The organism is Streptomyces sp. NPDC048392, from assembly GCF_043200575.1.
GTDB lineage: Bacteria > Actinomycetota > Actinomycetes > Streptomycetales > Streptomycetaceae > Streptomyces.
The window spans coordinates 37,727-54,180 of sequence record NZ_JBICYB010000025.1; the positions used below are offsets into that span (position 1 = coordinate 37,727).

General features: G+C 71.2%; 15 protein-coding genes. 10 read left to right on the forward strand and 5 right to left on the reverse strand.

Annotated elements, in window-relative coordinates:
• Positions 1-39: 39 nt before the first annotated feature.
• Entirely contained in the window at positions 40-1,536 is a 1,497-nt protein-coding gene (locus ACGFYH_RS27150) for an oligopeptide:H+ symporter (RefSeq protein WP_393805790.1), read from the reverse strand.
• 527 nt (positions 1,537-2,063) lie between these two features.
• Between ACGFYH_RS27150 and ACGFYH_RS27155 the strand changes: the two genes are divergently transcribed.
• Together ACGFYH_RS27155 and draK are read left to right on the forward strand one after the other, a co-directional pair.
• Positions 2,064-2,741, forward strand: coding sequence for a response regulator transcription factor (locus ACGFYH_RS27155; RefSeq protein ID WP_393805791.1), 678 nt, complete (start codon positions 2,064-2,066; stop codon positions 2,739-2,741).
• A gap of 34 nt (positions 2,742-2,775) precedes the next feature.
• Complete coding sequence (gene draK, locus ACGFYH_RS27160; RefSeq protein ID WP_393805792.1) at positions 2,776-4,050, forward strand: two-component system sensor histidine kinase DraK; 1,275 nt, start codon at positions 2,776-2,778, stop codon at positions 4,048-4,050.
• Positions 4,051-4,080: 30 nt separating this feature from the next.
• Here the strand turns inward: draK and ACGFYH_RS27165 are convergent, their stop codons facing one another.
• Positions 4,081-4,659, reverse strand: a complete 579-nt coding sequence (locus tag ACGFYH_RS27165; RefSeq protein ID WP_393805793.1) for a GtrA family protein — start codon at positions 4,657-4,659, stop codon at positions 4,081-4,083.
• A gap of 167 nt (positions 4,660-4,826) precedes the next feature.
• Here ACGFYH_RS27165 and ACGFYH_RS27170 point away from each other — a divergent pair, with 167 nt between their 5' ends.
• The 4 genes from ACGFYH_RS27170 to ACGFYH_RS27185 all read left to right on the forward strand — a co-directional run bounded on the left by ACGFYH_RS27170 (position 4,827) and on the right by ACGFYH_RS27185 (position 8,980).
• Complete coding sequence (locus ACGFYH_RS27170) at positions 4,827-5,966, forward strand: 5-(carboxyamino)imidazole ribonucleotide synthase (protein ID WP_393805794.1); 1,140 nt, start codon at positions 4,827-4,829, stop codon at positions 5,964-5,966.
• Positions 5,963-6,505 (forward strand): 5-(carboxyamino)imidazole ribonucleotide mutase, encoded by a 543-nt coding sequence (gene purE / locus ACGFYH_RS27175; RefSeq protein WP_393805795.1) that lies wholly within the window; start codon positions 5,963-5,965, stop codon positions 6,503-6,505. The genes ACGFYH_RS27170 and purE overlap by 4 nt, the downstream gene beginning before the upstream one ends.
• 5 nt (positions 6,506-6,510) lie before the next feature.
• On the forward strand, positions 6,511-7,731 hold the full coding sequence (locus ACGFYH_RS27180) for a dipeptidase (protein WP_393805796.1): 1,221 nt from the start codon (positions 6,511-6,513) through the stop codon (positions 7,729-7,731).
• A 118-nt stretch (positions 7,732-7,849) separates the two neighbouring features.
• Positions 7,850-8,980, forward strand: a complete 1,131-nt coding sequence (locus ACGFYH_RS27185) for a dipeptidase (protein WP_393805797.1) — start codon at positions 7,850-7,852, stop codon at positions 8,978-8,980.
• A gap of 446 nt (positions 8,981-9,426) precedes the next feature.
• Here the strand turns inward: ACGFYH_RS27185 and ACGFYH_RS27190 are convergent, their stop codons facing one another.
• Positions 9,427-9,786 carry a VOC family protein gene (locus ACGFYH_RS27190; RefSeq protein WP_393805798.1) on the reverse strand — a complete coding sequence of 120 codons (360 nt, stop codon included), beginning with the start codon at positions 9,784-9,786 and terminating at the stop codon, positions 9,427-9,429.
• 99 nt (positions 9,787-9,885) lie between these two features.
• Between ACGFYH_RS27190 and ACGFYH_RS27195 the strand changes: the two genes are divergently transcribed.
• Positions 9,886-10,395: a CGNR zinc finger domain-containing protein gene (locus ACGFYH_RS27195; RefSeq protein WP_393805799.1), complete on the forward strand. Its 510-nt coding sequence runs from the start codon at positions 9,886-9,888 to the stop codon at positions 10,393-10,395.
• A gap of 106 nt (positions 10,396-10,501) precedes the next feature.
• Here the strand turns inward: ACGFYH_RS27195 and ACGFYH_RS27200 are convergent, their stop codons facing one another.
• Complete coding sequence (locus tag ACGFYH_RS27200) at positions 10,502-11,845, reverse strand: UDP-glucose dehydrogenase family protein (RefSeq protein WP_393805800.1); 1,344 nt, start codon at positions 11,843-11,845, stop codon at positions 10,502-10,504.
• 177 nt (positions 11,846-12,022) lie between these two features.
• Here ACGFYH_RS27200 and ACGFYH_RS27205 point away from each other — a divergent pair, with 177 nt between their 5' ends.
• Together ACGFYH_RS27205 and ACGFYH_RS27210 are read left to right on the forward strand one after the other, a co-directional pair.
• Complete coding sequence (locus tag ACGFYH_RS27205) at positions 12,023-13,180, forward strand: acyl-CoA dehydrogenase (RefSeq protein WP_393805801.1); 1,158 nt, start codon at positions 12,023-12,025, stop codon at positions 13,178-13,180.
• A 150-nt stretch (positions 13,181-13,330) separates the two neighbouring features.
• Positions 13,331-14,371 (forward strand): vWA domain-containing protein, encoded by a 1,041-nt coding sequence (locus tag ACGFYH_RS27210; RefSeq protein WP_393805802.1) that lies wholly within the window; start codon positions 13,331-13,333, stop codon positions 14,369-14,371.
• A 99-nt stretch (positions 14,372-14,470) separates the two neighbouring features.
• Here the strand turns inward: ACGFYH_RS27210 and ACGFYH_RS27215 are convergent, their stop codons facing one another.
• Entirely contained in the window at positions 14,471-15,037 is a 567-nt protein-coding gene (locus tag ACGFYH_RS27215) for an acyl-CoA thioesterase (RefSeq protein ID WP_393805803.1), read from the reverse strand.
• Positions 15,038-15,157: 120 nt separating this feature from the next.
• Here ACGFYH_RS27215 and ACGFYH_RS27220 point away from each other — a divergent pair, with 120 nt between their 5' ends.
• Entirely contained in the window at positions 15,158-16,441 is a 1,284-nt protein-coding gene (locus tag ACGFYH_RS27220) for an LCP family protein (RefSeq protein ID WP_393805804.1), read from the forward strand.
• Positions 16,442-16,454 lie beyond the last annotated feature (13 nt).

Consider the following 16,454-nt stretch of genomic DNA (forward strand, 5'->3'; position numbering starts at 1 on the left):
CGCGGTGACCCTTCACAGATGAGACTGGGCCGGCGGGCCTCAGCGCACGTCGCCCATGAGTTCCTTGACGCGCTTGCGGTACATCCAGATCGCGAGGCCCGCGACCACGGCGAGCGTGGCCTCCGCGGCGACGATGCCCGTCCTGTTGAGGTCGACGCCGGCGATGGAGAGCAGGCCGGTCGTGGCGTCACCGGCGGTGACGGCCAGGAACCAGACGCCCATCATCTGCGAGGCGTACTTCACCGGCGCCATCTTCGTCGTCACCGACAGGCCGACCGGGGAGAGCAGCAGCTCACCGCAGGTCTGGACGAAGTAGATCGCGACCAGCCACAGGGCCGCCGCCTCGTGTCCGCCCTCCGCGATGCCCAGCGGGGCCAGGAAGAGGAAGAAGGACGCGCCGACCAGGACCAGACCGAAGGAGAACTTGACGATCGTGCTCGGCTCCTTGCCGCGGCGGGCGAGCGCCAGCCACAGCGTGGCGAAGAGCGGGGCCAGGGCCATGATGATGACCGGGTTCACCGACTGGTACCAGGAGACCGGGAAGTCCCAGCCCAGGACGCTGTTGTCGGCCGAGGAGTCGGCGAAGAGCGACAGGGTCGAGCCGCCCTGGTCGTAGATCATCCAGAACACGGCCGCGGCGACGAAGAACCAGATGTACGCCGACATCTTGGACTGCTCGGCGCGGTCCAGGGCCTTGTCGCGCTTGATGTTGGTCAGCACCAGCACCGGGATGATCACGCCGAGCAGGGTCAGCGGGACCAGGATCCAGTTCAGGGTGTAGCTGCCGGAGAAGCCGACGATCGCGTAGAAGACGACGGCCAGCGCGGCCCAGAAGGCGGCCTTGCGCAGGGTGGCGGTCTTCTCCTGGACCGACAGGGGCTTGGGAACCGTGCTGGAGCGCGGGGCCAGGTGGCGGCTGCCGAGCAGGAACTGGATCACGCCCAGGCCCATGCCGACCGCGGCGAGCGCGAAGCCCAGGTGCCAGTTGACGCTCTCACCGACGGTGCCGATGGTCAGCGGCGCGGCGAAGGCACCGAGGTTGATGCCCATGTAGAAGACGGTGAAGCCACCGTCGCGGCGCGGGTCGTCGGGGCCGTCGTAGAGCTGGCCGACCATCGTCGAGATGTTGGCCTTCAGCAGACCCGAGCCGAGGGCGACCAGGCCGAGGCCCGCGTAGAACGTGCCGGAGGTGGGCAGCGCCAGCGTGAGGTGGCCGAGCATGATCACACCGCCGGCGATGGCGACGGTCTTGCGGGGCCCCCAGACGCGGTCGCCGAACCAGCCGCCCGGCATCGTGAGCAGGTACACCAGCGAGAGGTACACCGAGTAGATCGCGGTCGCGGTGCCGGCGCCGAGGCCGAGGCCGCCCGGGGCTACGAGGTACAGCGGGAGCAGAGCCCTCATGCCGTAGTAGGAGAACCGCTCCCACATCTCGGTCATGAAGAGTGTGGCCAGTCCGCGGGGGTGGCCGAAGAAGGTCTTCTCGGAGCCGGGGGTGCCCGGGGAGACCGAGTCCTTCGTCAGGCTGGACGCCATGGTCGATCCTTGCTGGTCGGGACGCGCTCACAAGGCGGTGCGCGCCCGGTGGGGGCGGCCGGCACCGGCGGCCTTCCCCGCCCGTCCCACGCCTGAGGGATCCGCTCCGGATTGCGAAGCGGTGGGCGGCGGCCACCGGGATCCACGCCTCTGCGCGCGTCACTGCACGCGGTGAGGCCCGGCCACAGGTCATTCCTTTCGAGGCCGGCCGTGGGGGCCGGCCCGCACACAAAAGAGACCTTCAGCGTCGAACTGTCGCCAAAGGTCCGCTGGGTGCTACAGGCGCTGATTCACCATACGGCAGGACACCGCCCGGTATGGAAGGACTTGAGACGCGGATCACAGGTAATCATGGAACCGCGAACGATCTTTCGAAGGTCCATTCCAGGATGGCACCCCACAGACGCAGGTTCGAACCCGGGGTCGACGTGGCAGGTCACAGGGCGGGTGCCCGGCTTGTCCGTAGGTAAGAGGCCCCCGGGGCGATCTTGCCCCGGGCGTTGGGCCGAGCGGTCTACCATCAGCTCATGACCCGTGTACTGCTCGCCGAGGACGACGCGTCCATCTCGGAGCCGCTGGCCCGCGCACTGCGCCGGGAAGGGTACGAGGTCGAGGTGCGTGAGGACGGACCGACCGCACTCGACGCGGGGCTGCAGGGCGGCATCGACCTGGTCGTGCTGGACCTGGGCCTGCCGGGCATGGACGGTCTCGAGGTCGCCCGCCGGCTGCGGTCCGAGGGCCACGCCGTGCCCATCCTGATCCTGACCGCGCGCGCCGACGAGGTGGACACCGTCGTCGGTCTGGACGCGGGCGCCGACGACTACGTCACCAAGCCCTTCCGCCTCGCCGAGCTGCTCGCCCGGGTCCGGGCCCTGCTGCGGCGCGGTGCGGTCGAGCCCGCGCAGCCGCCCGCCACCCACGGTGTGCGCATCGACGTCGAGTCGCACCGGGCCTGGATGGGCGAGGAGGAGCTCCAGCTCACCGCGAAGGAGTTCGACCTGCTGCGGGTGCTGGTGCGCGACGCGGGCCGGGTCGTCACCCGCGACCAGCTGATGCGCGAGGTCTGGGACACCACCTGGTGGTCGTCGACCAAGACCCTCGACATGCACATCTCCTGGCTCCGCAAGAAGCTCGGTGACGACGCGGCCAACCCCCGCTACATCGCCACCGTGCGCGGTGTGGGCTTCCGTTTCGAGAAGAACTGAGCGGGTCCGCGAGGGCCCGCCCGGGTAAGAGGACATGCGCCGTCGACTGATCCAGTCCACGCTCGCCGTGGTGCTCGTCGTGATCGCCGTCTTCGGCGTCTCCCTCGTCATCGTCGAGACCCGGACGATCAGCAGCACCGCCCAGGAACGGGTCGACCTGGAGGCCGTGCGGCTGGCCAGCATCGTCGACAGCCGGCTCATCGGTACCGGCTCCGTCGACGAGCGGTTCCTGCGGGAGCAGATCCGCGACGCCCGCTACGCCGTGATCCGCATCCCGGGCGAGCCGGTCATCGAGGTCGGCGGCAAGCCCTCCGGCGACGTCCTCCGGGGCAGGGCCACCGGTGAGGAGGGCGAGACGGTCCTGGTCGAGGAGCCCAGCTCCTCGGTGACCCGGGAGATCGGGCGGACCCTGCTGGTCATCGGGCTGGTGGCGCTGCTCGCGGTGATCGCCGCCGTACTGCTGGCGATCCGGCAGGCCAACCGCCTCGCCTCCCCGCTCACCGACCTCGCCGAGACCGCCGAACGCCTCGGCTCCGGCGACCCCCGTCCCCGGCACAAGCGGTACGGCGTCCCCGAGCTGGACCGGGTCGCGGACGTACTGGACTCCTCCGCCGAGCGCATCGCCCGGATGCTCACCGCCGAGCGCCGCCTGGCCGCCGACGCCTCCCACCAGCTGCGTACGCCGCTGACCGCGCTGTCGATGCGGCTGGAGGAGATCACCCTCACCGACGAGCCGGAGACGGTGAAGGAGGAGGCGACGATCGCGCTGTCGCAGGTGGAGCGGCTGACGGACGTAGTGGACCGGCTGCTCACCAACTCCCGCGACCCGCGCAGCGGCTCCGCCGTCACCTTCGAGCTGGACGACATCATCCAGCAGCAGATCGCCGAGTGGCGCCCGGCCTACCGCGGAGAGGGACGGGCCATCGTCAGCTCCGGCAAGCGCCATCTGACGGCCGTGGGCACCCCGGGCGCCGTGGCCCAGGTACTGGCCGCGCTGATCGAGAACTCCCTGATGCACGGCGGCGGCACCGTGGCCCTGCGGACTCGGGTGACCGGCAACCAGGCCGTGGTCGAGGTCACCGACGAGGGTCCCGGCGTCCCGGGCGACCTGGGGGCGCGGATCTTCGAGCGGGCGATCAGCGGGCGCAACTCCACGGGCATCGGTCTCGCCGTCGCCCGTGACCTGGCCGAGGCGGACGGCGGCCGCCTGGAGCTCCTCCAGGGACGTCCACCGGTCTTCGGCCTGTTCCTGTCCCGCACGCCGCCCTCGAAGAGGCCCTCCGGCGGCGCGGAGGACACGGTGCGCTGACCGCGGTCGGCGCACCGCCGGACGCGGCCGTCAGCGGCGGCCCGCCGGTGCGCCGTCCACCGGAGTGCCGTCCACCCTGCGCACCGCGGCCGGGCGCCCGTGCTCCAGGAACGTCTCCGCCCGTGTCACCGGCTCACGCTCGGGCAGCGCCCGGAAGACCCAGCTGCGGTACGACCAGAAGCGGAACAGTGTGCCGATCCCGATGCCGAGGAACTTGAAGATGTTGCTCTGCAGCGAGCTGTCCCAGCCGAAGCCGTACGTCGCCGTGTAGAGCACACCGTTCTCGATCACCAACCCGATCACGCTGAACAGCAGGAACAGCGACATCTCGCGGGTCCGGCGGCTCTTGTCGCGGTCGCGGTAGGCGAAGTAGCGGAAGCCCAGGTAGTTGAAGACGATCGCCGCGATGGTGGCGACGATGCTGGCCCGCACCACCTGGAGGTCGGTCACCTGCCGTACGAAGTTGAAGACGACGAGGTTGACCAGCACCCCCACGCCGCCCACGGCGCCGAATTTCGCGACCTCCCGAACCAGTCGGCCGATCCGCTCCCGCATCCCGGCGCGGGGCGCGGGGGGAGCCGTGTGAGCACCCGAGGAACCATGTCCCATGGCTGTGCAGGCCCCCGTCCGTCGGTTGGCGTCAATCTGTTCATGCTAACCACCCGGACGCGCGATCTTCCTGCGGACGGACTCGGGGGAGGCCGGAGCGGGCGTCCGGGACCGGCGGGAAACGGCCGGTAAACAGGTGGGCTCCGCACGGCCGATACGCTAGGGGTGTGACGTTCCCCGTAGTCGGTATGGTCGGCGGTGGCCAGCTCGCTCGTATGACACACGAGGCGGGCATCCCGTTGGGCATCAGGTTCAAGCTCCTCAGTGACACTCCTCAGGACTCAGCGGCGCAGGTCGTGAACGATGTCGTCATCGGCGACTATCGCGATCTGGACACGCTGCGCGAGTTCGCGCGCGGCTGTGACGTGATCACCTTCGATCACGAACACGTGCCGACCGAGCACCTCAAGGCCCTGGAGGCGGACGGTGTCCCCGTGCGCCCCGGCCCCGAGGCGCTCGTGCACGCCCAGGACAAGGGCGTGATGCGCGCGAAACTCGTCGCGATCGGCGTGCCCTGCCCGCGGCACCGGATCGTGAGCGATCCGGCCGACGTGGGTGCCTTCGCGGCCGAGGGCGACGGCTTTCCCGTCGTTCTCAAGACGGTCCGCGGCGGATACGACGGCAAGGGCGTGTGGGTCGTGGACTCCGTCGAGGAGGCCGCCGAGCCCTTCCGCGCCGGTGTGCCCGTGCTGGCGGAGGAGAAGGTCGACTTCGTCCGCGAACTGGCCGCCAACGTGGTCCGCTCCCCGCACGGCCAGGCGGTGGCCTACCCCGTCGTCGAGTCCCGGCAGGTGAACGGCGTCTGCGACACGGTGATCGCCCCGGCGCCCGGTCTGGACGAGACGCAGGCGCTGCGCGCCGAGGAGATGGCGCTCGGCATCGCCAAGGAGCTGGGCGTCGTCGGCCACCTCGCCGTCGAGCTGTTCCAGACCCGCGACGGCCGCGTCCTCGTCAACGAACTGGCGATGCGCCCGCACAACTCCGGCCACTGGACGATGGACGGCGCGATCACCTCGCAGTTCGCCAACCACGTCCGCGCGGTCCTCGACCTCCCCCTCGGCGACCCGCGCCCGCGCGCGAAGTGGACCGTGATGGTCAACGTCCTGGGCGGCGACTACCCGGACATGTACTCCGCGTACCTGCACTGCATGGCCCGCGACCCGCAGCTCAAGATCCACATGTACGGCAAGGACGTGAAGCCCGGCCGCAAGGTCGGCCACGTCAACACCTACGGCGACGACCTGGACGACGTGCTGGAGCGCGCCCGTCACGCTGCCGGCTATCTGAGAGGGACGATCACCGAATGAGCCCGGCAACCCCGGTGAGTCCAGTCGTCGGCGTCGTCATGGGGTCGGACTCCGACTGGCCCGTCATGGAGGCCGCCGCCAAGGCGCTCGACGAGTTCGAGATCCCCTACGAGGTCGACGTCGTCTCCGCGCACCGCATGCCGCGCGAGATGATCGCGTACGGCGAGCAGGCGGCCGGACGCGGGCTGAAGGCGATCATCGCCGGGGCCGGGGGCGCCGCCCACCTGCCCGGGATGCTCGCCTCCGTCACCCCGCTGCCGGTCATCGGCGTCCCGGTGCCGCTGAAGTACCTCGACGGCATGGACAGCCTCCTGTCCATCGTGCAGATGCCGGCCGGTGTCCCCGTCGCCACGGTCTCCGTCGGCGGTGCGCGCAACGCCGGCCTGCTGGCCGCCCGCATGCTCGCCGCCCACGACGAGGAGCTGCTCGGCCGGATGCGCGAATTCCAGCAGGACCTCAACGACCAGGCCACCGAGAAGGGCAAGCGGCTGCGCACCAAGGTCGAGGGCTCGGCGGCCGGCTTCGGATTCGGGAAGTGACGCCCATGACCTCCACGACCCCCACCGCCTCCCTCGACCGGGCCCGCGAACTGCTGCGCGAGTTCCCCGTCGTCGACGGCCACAACGACCTGCCCTGGGCACTGCGCGAGCAGGTCCGCTACGACCTCGACGCCCGGGACATCGCCGCCGACCAGTCCGCCCACCTGCACACCGACCTGGCCCGGCTGCGGGCCGGTGGCGTCGGCGCGCAGTACTGGTCGGTGTACGTCCGTTCCGACCTGCCCGGAGCGGTGACGGCGACGCTGGAGCAGATCGACTGCGTGCGGCAGCTGATCGCCCGCCACCCCGGGGAGCTGCGGGCCGCGCTGAGCGCCGCCGACATGGAGGCCGCGCGCGCCGAGGGCCGTATCGCGTCCCTCATGGGCGCGGAGGGCGGCCACTCCATCGACAACTCCCTCGCCACTCTCCGCGCGCTGTACGCGCTCGGCGTGCGCTACATGACGCTCACCCACAACGACAACAACGCGTGGGCGGACTCGGCGACCGACGAGCCCGTCGTCGGCGGCCTGTCGGCCTTCGGCCGCGAGGTCGTGCGGGAGATGAACCGCGAGGGCATGCTGGTCGACCTCTCGCACGTGGCGGCGACGACGATGCGCGACGCGCTGGACACCTCGACGGCGCCGGTGATCTTCTCGCACTCCTCCGCGCGGGCCGTCTGCGACCACCCGCGCAACATCCCGGACGACGTCCTGCAGCGGCTGCCCGCCAACGGCGGCGTGGCGATGGTGACGTTCGTGCCGAAGTTCGTGCTCCAGGCGGCCGTGGACTGGACGGCCGAGGCCGACGAGAACATGCGCGCGCAGGGCTTCCACCACCTCGACACCAGCCCCGGGGCGATGAAGGTCCACGCCGCCTTCGAGGAGCGCACCCCGCGCCCGGTCGCCACCGTCTCCACGGTCGCCGACCACCTCGACCACATGCGCGAGGTGGCCGGCGTCGACCACCTCGGCATCGGCGGCGACTACGACGGCACCCCCTTCACCCCGGACGGTCTCGGCGACGTCTCCGGCTACCCGAACCTGATCGCCGAACTGCTCGACCGCGGCTGGTCCCAGGCCGACCTGGCCAAGCTGACCTGGAAGAACGCGGTCCGCGTCCTGGACGCCGCCGAGGACGTGGCCCGCGGACTTCAGACGACGCGGGGGCCGTCCAACGCGACCATCGAGCAACTGGACGGCCGAGCCGTCGGGCAGCCGGGCGGCTGAGCCGCCCCGCTTCCGGCCGGGTGGGGCGCCCGTACCCCCGAACGCCCCACCCACCAGGAAGCCCTTTCCGCTCCGTGCGACGGTGGCCGTACGTCACGACGACCGTACGGAGCCCGCCATGGCAGACCTCCAGGACGACCTGCACACCGGTACCGAGGCCGGCGGGCTCGACGATCTGCCCGTGCCGCTCACCGCGGAGGTCGTTCCGACGGAGCCCTACGCGCCCGTGTCCGACCCCGACGACGAGCCGCTGACCCGGGCACTGGCCGTGCTGGCCGCCCATCCCGTCGCCGACGGCTGCAGCGGCCTGCCCTGGGCGCTCAGGCATCTGCCCTGGTACGACCTGGAGCTGGGCGAGAGCGCCGTCGACACCGACGTGCCGCGGCTGCGCGAGGGGCACGTGGGCGCGTTGCTGTGGTCGCTGCACCTGCCCGAGTCCATCGACGGGGACCGAGCGGTCGGCGCCACGCTGGAGCAGCTCGACCTGGTCAAGACGGTCGTGCGCGCCCACCCGGAGGGGCTGCGCCTGGCCTACGACGCGGGGCAGGCCATCGACGCCCGCAACTGCGGCCGGGTCGCCGTGCTGCCCGGCCCCGCGGGCGCCGCCGCCCTCGGCGACTGCCTCGGCATCCTGCGGTCCCTGCACGCCCTCGGCCTGCGCGTGCTGACGCTGTCCGGGGTGACGTGGGCGAGCGAGGCGGGGCTGACCCGGTTCGGCGAGGAGGTCGTCCGGGAGATGAACCGGCTCGGTGTCGTCGCCGACCTCTCCGGCGCCTCCGCCGAGACCGTCCGCCGCACCTTCGCGGTGTCCAAGGCGCCGGTCCTGTGCACCCGCTCAGCCGCCCGCGCCCTGCGTCCGCACCCCGCCAACCTTCCCGACGACCTGCTGGTGGAGCTGGGCGCGGCCGGCGGCCTGTGCATGGTGCCGCTGACCGCCGAGCAGACCGGTCCGACCGTCCGGGACGTCGCCGACCACCTCGACCACGTCCGCACGGTGGCCGGCCCGCAGAGCGTCGGCCTGTCCGGCACCTACGACACCGGCACCGCCCACCCGCTGGAGCTGGGCGACCCCTCCTGCTACCCCCGGCTCATCGCCGAACTGCTCCGCCGGGGCTGGGACGAGGCGGACGTGGCCCTGCTGACCTGGGGCAACACCCAGCGCGTACTGCGCGCCGCGGCCTTCACCGCCCGGGCCGCCCAGCTGCGCCGGGAGCCGTCCACGGCGACCATCGCCGACCTGGACGGCTGACCCCCGGCGAGGCCGGGGGGCAGGAGTGCCCGATCCGGCACAGGCGGACGGAAGGGACGCCCCGCCGGACCGGCGTCCACCGAGCCCTCCTTCCCCCGGTCTCCGGGTCCGGCGGCCGGGCGTCCGGCGCGAGCACCTTCTCGTGCGCCGGGTCCGTCTCCGCCCGGGCCGCCCCGCCGTCGAAGCCGTTGTGGAACTGCTGGGCGTTGCGGCCGGAGCGCGGCCACCGGGGCGGGGTGAGATCCGGCGCCCGCCGGGAGGACGGGCGCGGGCCCTCCGGCACCCGGAGGACCACCCGGTCCGGGTCCGCCTTTCGGGCGTGCCGCCCCCACCGACGCGTGGAAGCGGGCCGGCCCACGGTGGGGCTCGGGAAAGCCGACGACGACGGCGGAACGGAAGCGGGCCGCAGGCGCCATGGGGGCCTCCCGGTGCCGGTGGGGCGTTGCTCAGCAGGCGCAGAGGCAGAACGGATGCCCGGCCGGGTCGGAGTAGACCCGGAAGGTGCGGGTGCGGTCCTCCGCGTCCAGCGGCCTCGCGCCCAGTTCGAGCACGGCTTTCTCGGCCGCGTCCAGGTCCTTCACCTCGAGGTCGAGGTGGAACTGCTGCGAGCCGTCGGGCGCGGGCCACTTCGGCGGTACGAACCCGGGGGCGGCCTGGAACGCCAGCGCCTGTCCGCCCGGCAGCTTCAGATCGACCCAGTCGCCCTCGCCCTCCACGGTGCCGCCGAGCACGTCGGCGTAGAAGCGGGCCAGTGCGCGGGGGTCGGGACAGTCCAGGACGACGACACCCAGTTCGGCGACAGCCATGACTTCCTCCTTGAAGCAAGCGGTCTGCGGTTACCCGCACAGCGCGGGTAACCGGTAACGGTTACCGCATGCTGCCGTATGGGGGGTAACGTCGCAAGCATGAGTGAGAGACCGCCCGCACCCGGCGGCCTGGAGCTGGTCGAGGCCCTGGTGAACACGCTGCTGGACGTCGAGACGGGCGCCGACTCCCTGGACACCCCGGAGGCCCGGGAGCGTTTCGGGCTGACGGAGGGCGAGGTGCCCGGGGCCCGCGAGCTGCGCGAGTCCCTGCGGGCGGCCCTGCTGGCCCACGCCGGTCATCCGCCGCATGCCGCGGTGACCCCGCTGGGCCGGCTGCTGGCCGCCGTCCCCCTGGTCGTCACCGTCGACCCGGCCGACGGCTCCGCCGCCCTCGCCCCGGTCCGCGACGGCTCCCTCACCGCCCGCGTCGCCGCCGCCGTCGCGGAGGCGCTGGTGGCCGGCACCTGGAGCCGCTTCAAGGCCTGCGAGGCCGCCGACTGCCACTGGGCGTACTACGACCGCAGCCCGGCCGGACGCGGCCGCTGGTGCTCGATGCAGGTGTGCGGAGCGCGCGCGAAGATGCGCCGGTACCGGGCCAAGGGCGGGTAAACCACGGAGGGTTCACCGGCCGCCGCCCCGCCCGGTCGGGCAGAATGCGGACGGCGCCGGTTCGGCCGACTGAGCCTCGGCCGAACCGGCGCCGCCTTCAAGGCCCTCAGGCGGTGGGGCGGCCCATCGCCCGGTACGTCCAGCCGGCCTTCCGCCAGAGCGCCGGGTCCAGGGCGTTGCGCCCGTCCAGGATCACCCGGGCCGCCGCCGCCTCGCCCAGCGTCTCCGGGTCCAGCTCGCGGAACTCCCGCCACTCCGTCAGGTGCAGGACGACGTCGGCCCCCCGCACCGCCTCCAGCGCCGAATCGGCGTAGCCGAGCGTGGGGAAGAGCCGCCTGGCGTTCTCCATGCCCTTGGGGTCGTACACCGTCACCTGGGCGCCCTGGAGGTGGACCTGCCCGGCGACGTTCAGCGCGGGGGAGTCCCGCACGTCGTCCGAGTCGGGCTTGAAGGTGGCGCCGAGCACCGCGACCCGCTTGCCGAGGAAGGGGCCGCCGCCCAGCGCCTGCCGGGTCAGCTCCACCATCTGGCCGCGCTGGCGCATGTTGATGGAGTCGATCTCGCGCAGGAAGGTCAGTGCCTGGTCGGCGCCCAGCTCACCGGCGCGCGCCATGAAGGCCCGGATGTCCTTCGGCAGACAGCCGCCGCCGAAGCCGATCCCCGCCCGCAGGAACTTCCGGCCGATCCGGTCGTCGTACCCGATCGCCTCCGCCAGCTTGGCGACGTCGCCGCCGGCGGCCTCGCACACCTCCGCCATCGCGTTGATGAAGGAGATCTTGGTGGCGAGGAAGGAGTTCGCGGCGGTCTTCACCAGCTCGGCCGTGGGGAAGTCCGTGACGACGAACGGCGAGCCCTCCTCGATCGGCGTCGCGTACACCTCGCGCAGCAGCCTCTCCGCCCGCTCGCTGCGCACGCCGACCACGAGCCGGTCGGGGTGCAGGGTGTCCTCCACGGCGAAGCCCTCGCGCAGGAACTCCGGGTTCCATGCCAGCTCGGCGTCGTCACCGGCCGGGGCGTGCTCGGCGAGGTAGGCGGCCAGCCGGTCGGCGGATCCCACGGGCACGGTGGACTTGCCGACGACGAGCGCGGGGCCGGTCAGGTGCGGCGCCAGCGAGGCCAGCGCGGAGTCGACGTACGACATGTCGCAGGCGTACTCGCCGTGCTTCTGCGGTGTGTTCACGCACAGGAAGTGCACGTCGCCGAAGTCCGCGACCTCTGCGAAGTCGGTGGTGAAGCGCAGTCGGCCGGTCGCGCCCCCGATGCCGGCGACGTGCCGGCGCAGCAGCTCCTCCAGGCCCGGCTCGTACATCGGGACCTCGCCGCGCTGGAGCATCTCGATCTTCTCGGGCACCACGTCGAGACCCAGTACCTCGAAACCGAGCTCGGCCAGGGCCGCCGCGTGGGTCGCGCCGAGATAGCCGGTACCGATCACGGTGATCTTCAGGGCCATGGGTGCTCCAGAGGTGTACGGCAGGTGCGCGCCGAGCATATCCGGGACGCGGGGAAAGCCCTCCGGCCGGCTGTCGTCAAGCTCACCTATCCACGAACGCGGGCGGGCTCTAAAATTTGGGTTACTTAACGGTAGTTAGCGTGCCCAGCAGCACAGCGTTTTGGAGCGTGAGAGACCTTGGCCGGATCGGCTGACTTCGACCTGTACCGCCCGTCCGAGGAGCACGACATGCTCCGCGACGCCGTCCGCTCGCTGGCCGAGGCGAAGATCGCGCCGTACGCCGCCGCGGTGGACGAGGAGGCCCGCTTCCCGCAGGAGGCCCTCGACGCCCTGACCGCGAACGACCTGCACGCGGTGCACGTCCCCGAGGAGTACGGCGGCGCGGGCGCCGACGCCCTCGCCACGGTCGTCGTGATCGAGGAGGTGGCCCGCGCCTGCGCGTCCTCCTCCCTCATCCCTGCGGTGAACAAGCTCGGCTCCCTGCCGGTGATCCTCTCCGGCTCCGAGGAGCTGAAGAAGAAGTACATGACCCCGCTCGCCAAGGGCGACGGCATGTTCTCCTACTGCCTCTCCGAGCCCGACGCGGGCTCGGACGCGGCAGGCATGAAGACCAAGGCGGTCCGCGACGGCGACTTCTGGGTCCTCAACGGCGTCAAGCGCTGGATCACCAACGCCGGCGTCAGCGAGTACTACACGGTGATGGCCGTCACCGACCCGGCCAAGCGCTCCAGGGGCATCTCCGCCTTCGTCGTCGAGAAGTCCGACGAGGGCGTCTCCTTCGGCGCCCCGGAGAAGAAGCTCGGCATCAAGGGCTCCCCGACCCGCGAGGTCTACCTCGACAACGTCCGCGTCCCCGCCGACCGCATGATCGGCGCGGAGGGCACCGGCTTCGCCACCGCGATGAAGACGCTGGACCACACCCGCGTCACCATCGCCGCCCAGGCCCTCGGCATCGCCCAGGGCGCCCTCGACTACGCCAAGGGCTACGTCCAGGAGCGCAAGCAGTTCGGCAAGCCCATCGCCGACTTCCAGGGCATCCAGTTCATGCTCGCCGACATGGCCATGAAGATCGAGGCCGCCCGCCAGCTCACGTACGCGGCCGCCGCCAAGTCCCAGCGCGGCGACAGTGACCTCACCTTCCAGGGCGCCGCCGCCAAGTGCTTCGCCTCCGACGTGGCGATGGAGGTCACCACCGACGCCGTCCAGCTCCTCGGCGGCTACGGCTACACCCGCGACTACCCGGTGGAGCGCATGATGCGCGATGCCAAGATCACCCAGATTTACGAAGGCACGAACCAAGTGCAGCGGATCGTGATGGCGAGGAACCTGCCGTAACGGTTGGTGGTCCACCGCGGTCGAAGGGCGCCCGTCGCGGGGCGCCCTTCGCTCTTTCCGGCCGCCGTCCGTCCGGCCTCCCGGCCGGGCCCCGTTGTCAGTGGCGGGTGAGACGGTGGGAGCGTCGAGTCGGAAAGAGGGGGAGCTGCCTTGTCCGGAAAGCAGAACTACATCAATCACGTCGCTCTCGTGCTGGACGCCAGTTCGTCCATGTCCCGCCTGAGCGGCAAGGTCGTCGAAGTCGCCGACGAGCAGATCGCCTATCTGGCCCGCCGGTCGCAGGAGCTGGACCAGGAGACCCGCGTCACGGTGTACGTCTTCGCGGACAGGGTGCAGTGCGTCATCTACGACAAGGACGTGCTGCGGATGCCGTCGCTGAAGCAGATGTACCGGGTCGGTGGGATGACGGCGCTGCTGGCGGCCACGCTCAAGTCGCAACGCGAGCTGGCGCAGACGGCGCAACTGTACGGAGACCACAGCTTCCTGACGTTCGTGCTCACCGACGGACAGGAGAACGTGAGTCACCGCTGCCCGGACGCTCCCGCCAGGGATCCGCGTGAACTGGTCGAGGCCGTGGCCGCGATGATCGAGACCCAGCAGGACAACTGGACGCTGGCCGTCCTGGTGCCGGACCAGATGGGCAAGCGCGAGGCCATGCAGTACGGGTTCCCGAAGGACAACATCGCCATCTGGGACGCCACGAGCACACAGGGTCTGCAGGAGGCCGGGCAGGTCATCCAGGAGGCCACCGAGAAGTTCATGGTGGGCCGCGCTCAGGGCATCCGGGGGTCGCGTGCGGTGTTCTCCACCGGTGCGGAGGCGGTCAACAAGGACACCATCGAGGCGGCCGGCCTCACGCCCGTGGATCCGTCGAGGTACGAGCTGGTCGCGGTCTCCCGTGACGCGGCGATTCGGGACTGGGTCGTCGCATGCGGGCACACCTACCGCACCGGCGGTGCGTTCTACCAGCTGAGCAAGTCGGAGAAGGTCCAGCCGAAGAAGCAGATCTCGGTGCTGGAGAAGAAGACGGACCGGGTGTACACGGGGCCCGAGGCCCGAACCCTGCTCGGCCTTCCCGACGTGGAAGTCCGCATCAAGCCGGACCACAACGACGACTTCACGATATTCGTGCAGAGCACCAGCGTGAACCGGAAGCTCGTACCGAACACGCGACTGCTGCTGATGCTCTGAGGTCTCGGGAGCCCGGGACGATCGGCTCCGAAAGAGCGGGCGCTTCGGCCGCCGCCGCACGGCTCCCGCCCCGCCGGACGCGGGCGGCGGGGCGGCCGGTCAGTCGTCGAAGCCCTCCGCCACCCGCCGCTCCCGCAGCTCCATGATCGCGCGGCGCCGTGCCAGGCGGTGGGTGCGGCGGATCTGGGCCTCCTGGTAGCGGCGCTTGTCCTTCTCGCTCTCGGGGAGCACCGGCGGGACCGTGCGCGGCTTGCCGTCGGCGTCCACGGCGGCGAAGACCAGGTAGGCCGAGCCGACCTGGGTGGCCGGGGTGGACTCGTTCCAGCGCTCGGCCAGCACCCGGACGCCGACCTCCATGGAACTGCGGCCGGTCCAGTTGACCTGGGCCTTCACATGGACGAGGTCGCCGACGCGGACCGGTTCGAGGAACGCCATCTCGTCCATGGACGCGGTGACGGCGGGTCCGCCGGAGTGCCGTCCGGCCACGGCGCCCGCCGCGTCGTCGACCAGCTTCATGATCACACCGCCGTGCACCGTGCCCAGAAGGTTGGTGTCGCTGTGCGTCATGATGTGACTGAGGGTGGTGCGGGACGCCGAGGTCGGCTTGCCCGGGATCTCCGGTGCCGTCGACTGCGCGGCCGAGGCCTGTTCTGCCTGGTCTGTCATGGCCTCCACCTTATGCCGGGGCCACACCGCCGTGATTTTGTGTCAGCTTCGCAACAGCGCCGACCCTATTTTCCGACGACCCTTGTATGGCCCGTAGGGCGGGCCTGCACACTGGTGCGCATGAATGATTGGCCCGAGGGATGGTCCGGTGACGACCGCGGCAGCGGATACGGACGCGGCGGCGCGAGCGCACGGCCCGAGAGCGCACGCGTGATGCGGCAGGTCCGCCGCGGCGCGACGCCGCCGCCCGGCCCCGGCCAGTCGGCCCCGCCGTACGGCGCCGGGGTACCGCAGCAGCCGTCGTACACCGACGGTCAGGGGTACGGCGGCGACGGGTACGACAGCGGCTACAACACCGGCCAGGTCTACGGCGGCGGTGGCGGCCAGGGCTCCGGCCCCGGCGGCCCGCGTCCGGGCAGACCCGCGCCGGACTGGCGCCGCCGGATCAAGTGGACCGCGATCACGGTGGTGACCGTGCTGGTCGTCACCACCGTCGGCACCTACTTCTGGGCCGACTCCAAGCTGAACCGCGAGGTCGACCTGTCCAAGGTCATCGACCGGCCCGAGGCCGGTGAGGGCACGAACTACCTGATCGTCGGGTCCGACAGCCGCGAGGGCATGACCGACGAGCAGAAGAAGGACCTGCACACCGGCTCCGCCGAGGGCAAGCGCACCGACTCGATGATGATCCTGCACACCGGGGACAACGGGTCGACGCTGATCTCCCTGCCCCGCGACTCGGACGTGGAGATCCCGAGCTTCGTCGGTTCCGAGTCCGGCAAGACCTACAAGGGCACCGGCCGGCACACCAAGCTGAACGCCGCGTACGCCGAGGACGGCCCCGAGCTGCTGGTGCGCACCGTCGAGTACAACACCGGCCTGCGCCTCGACCACTACGTCGAGATCGGCTTCGCCGGCTTCGCGAACATCGTGGACGCGGTCGGCGGCGTCGAGATGGACATCCCGCAGGACATCAAGGACAAGAAGTCCGGCGCCGACTTCAAGAAGGGCAAGCAGACCCTGAACGGCGAGGAGGCCCTCGCCTTCGTCCGCACCCGGTACGCCCTGCCCGGCTCCGACCTGGACCGCACCAAGAACCAGCAGAAGTTCCTGTCGGCGCTGGCGAGCCAGGTGGCCACCCCGTCGACCGTCCTCAACCCGTTCAGGCTCTACCCGACCATGGGCGCCGGCCTGGACTCCCTCGTCGTCGACAAGGACATGGGCCTGTTCGACCTCGCCGGCATGTTCTGGGCGATGAAGAGCGTCAGCGGCGGCGACGGCACCTCGATGAACATGCCGGTCTCCGGCAGTGTCGGGAGCAACCTCAAGTGGGACGACGCGAAGGTGAAGAAGCTCGTCCAGGAGCTGAGGAACGACGACGAGGTCACCGTCTCCGGCAACTGACCCGGCACCCCGC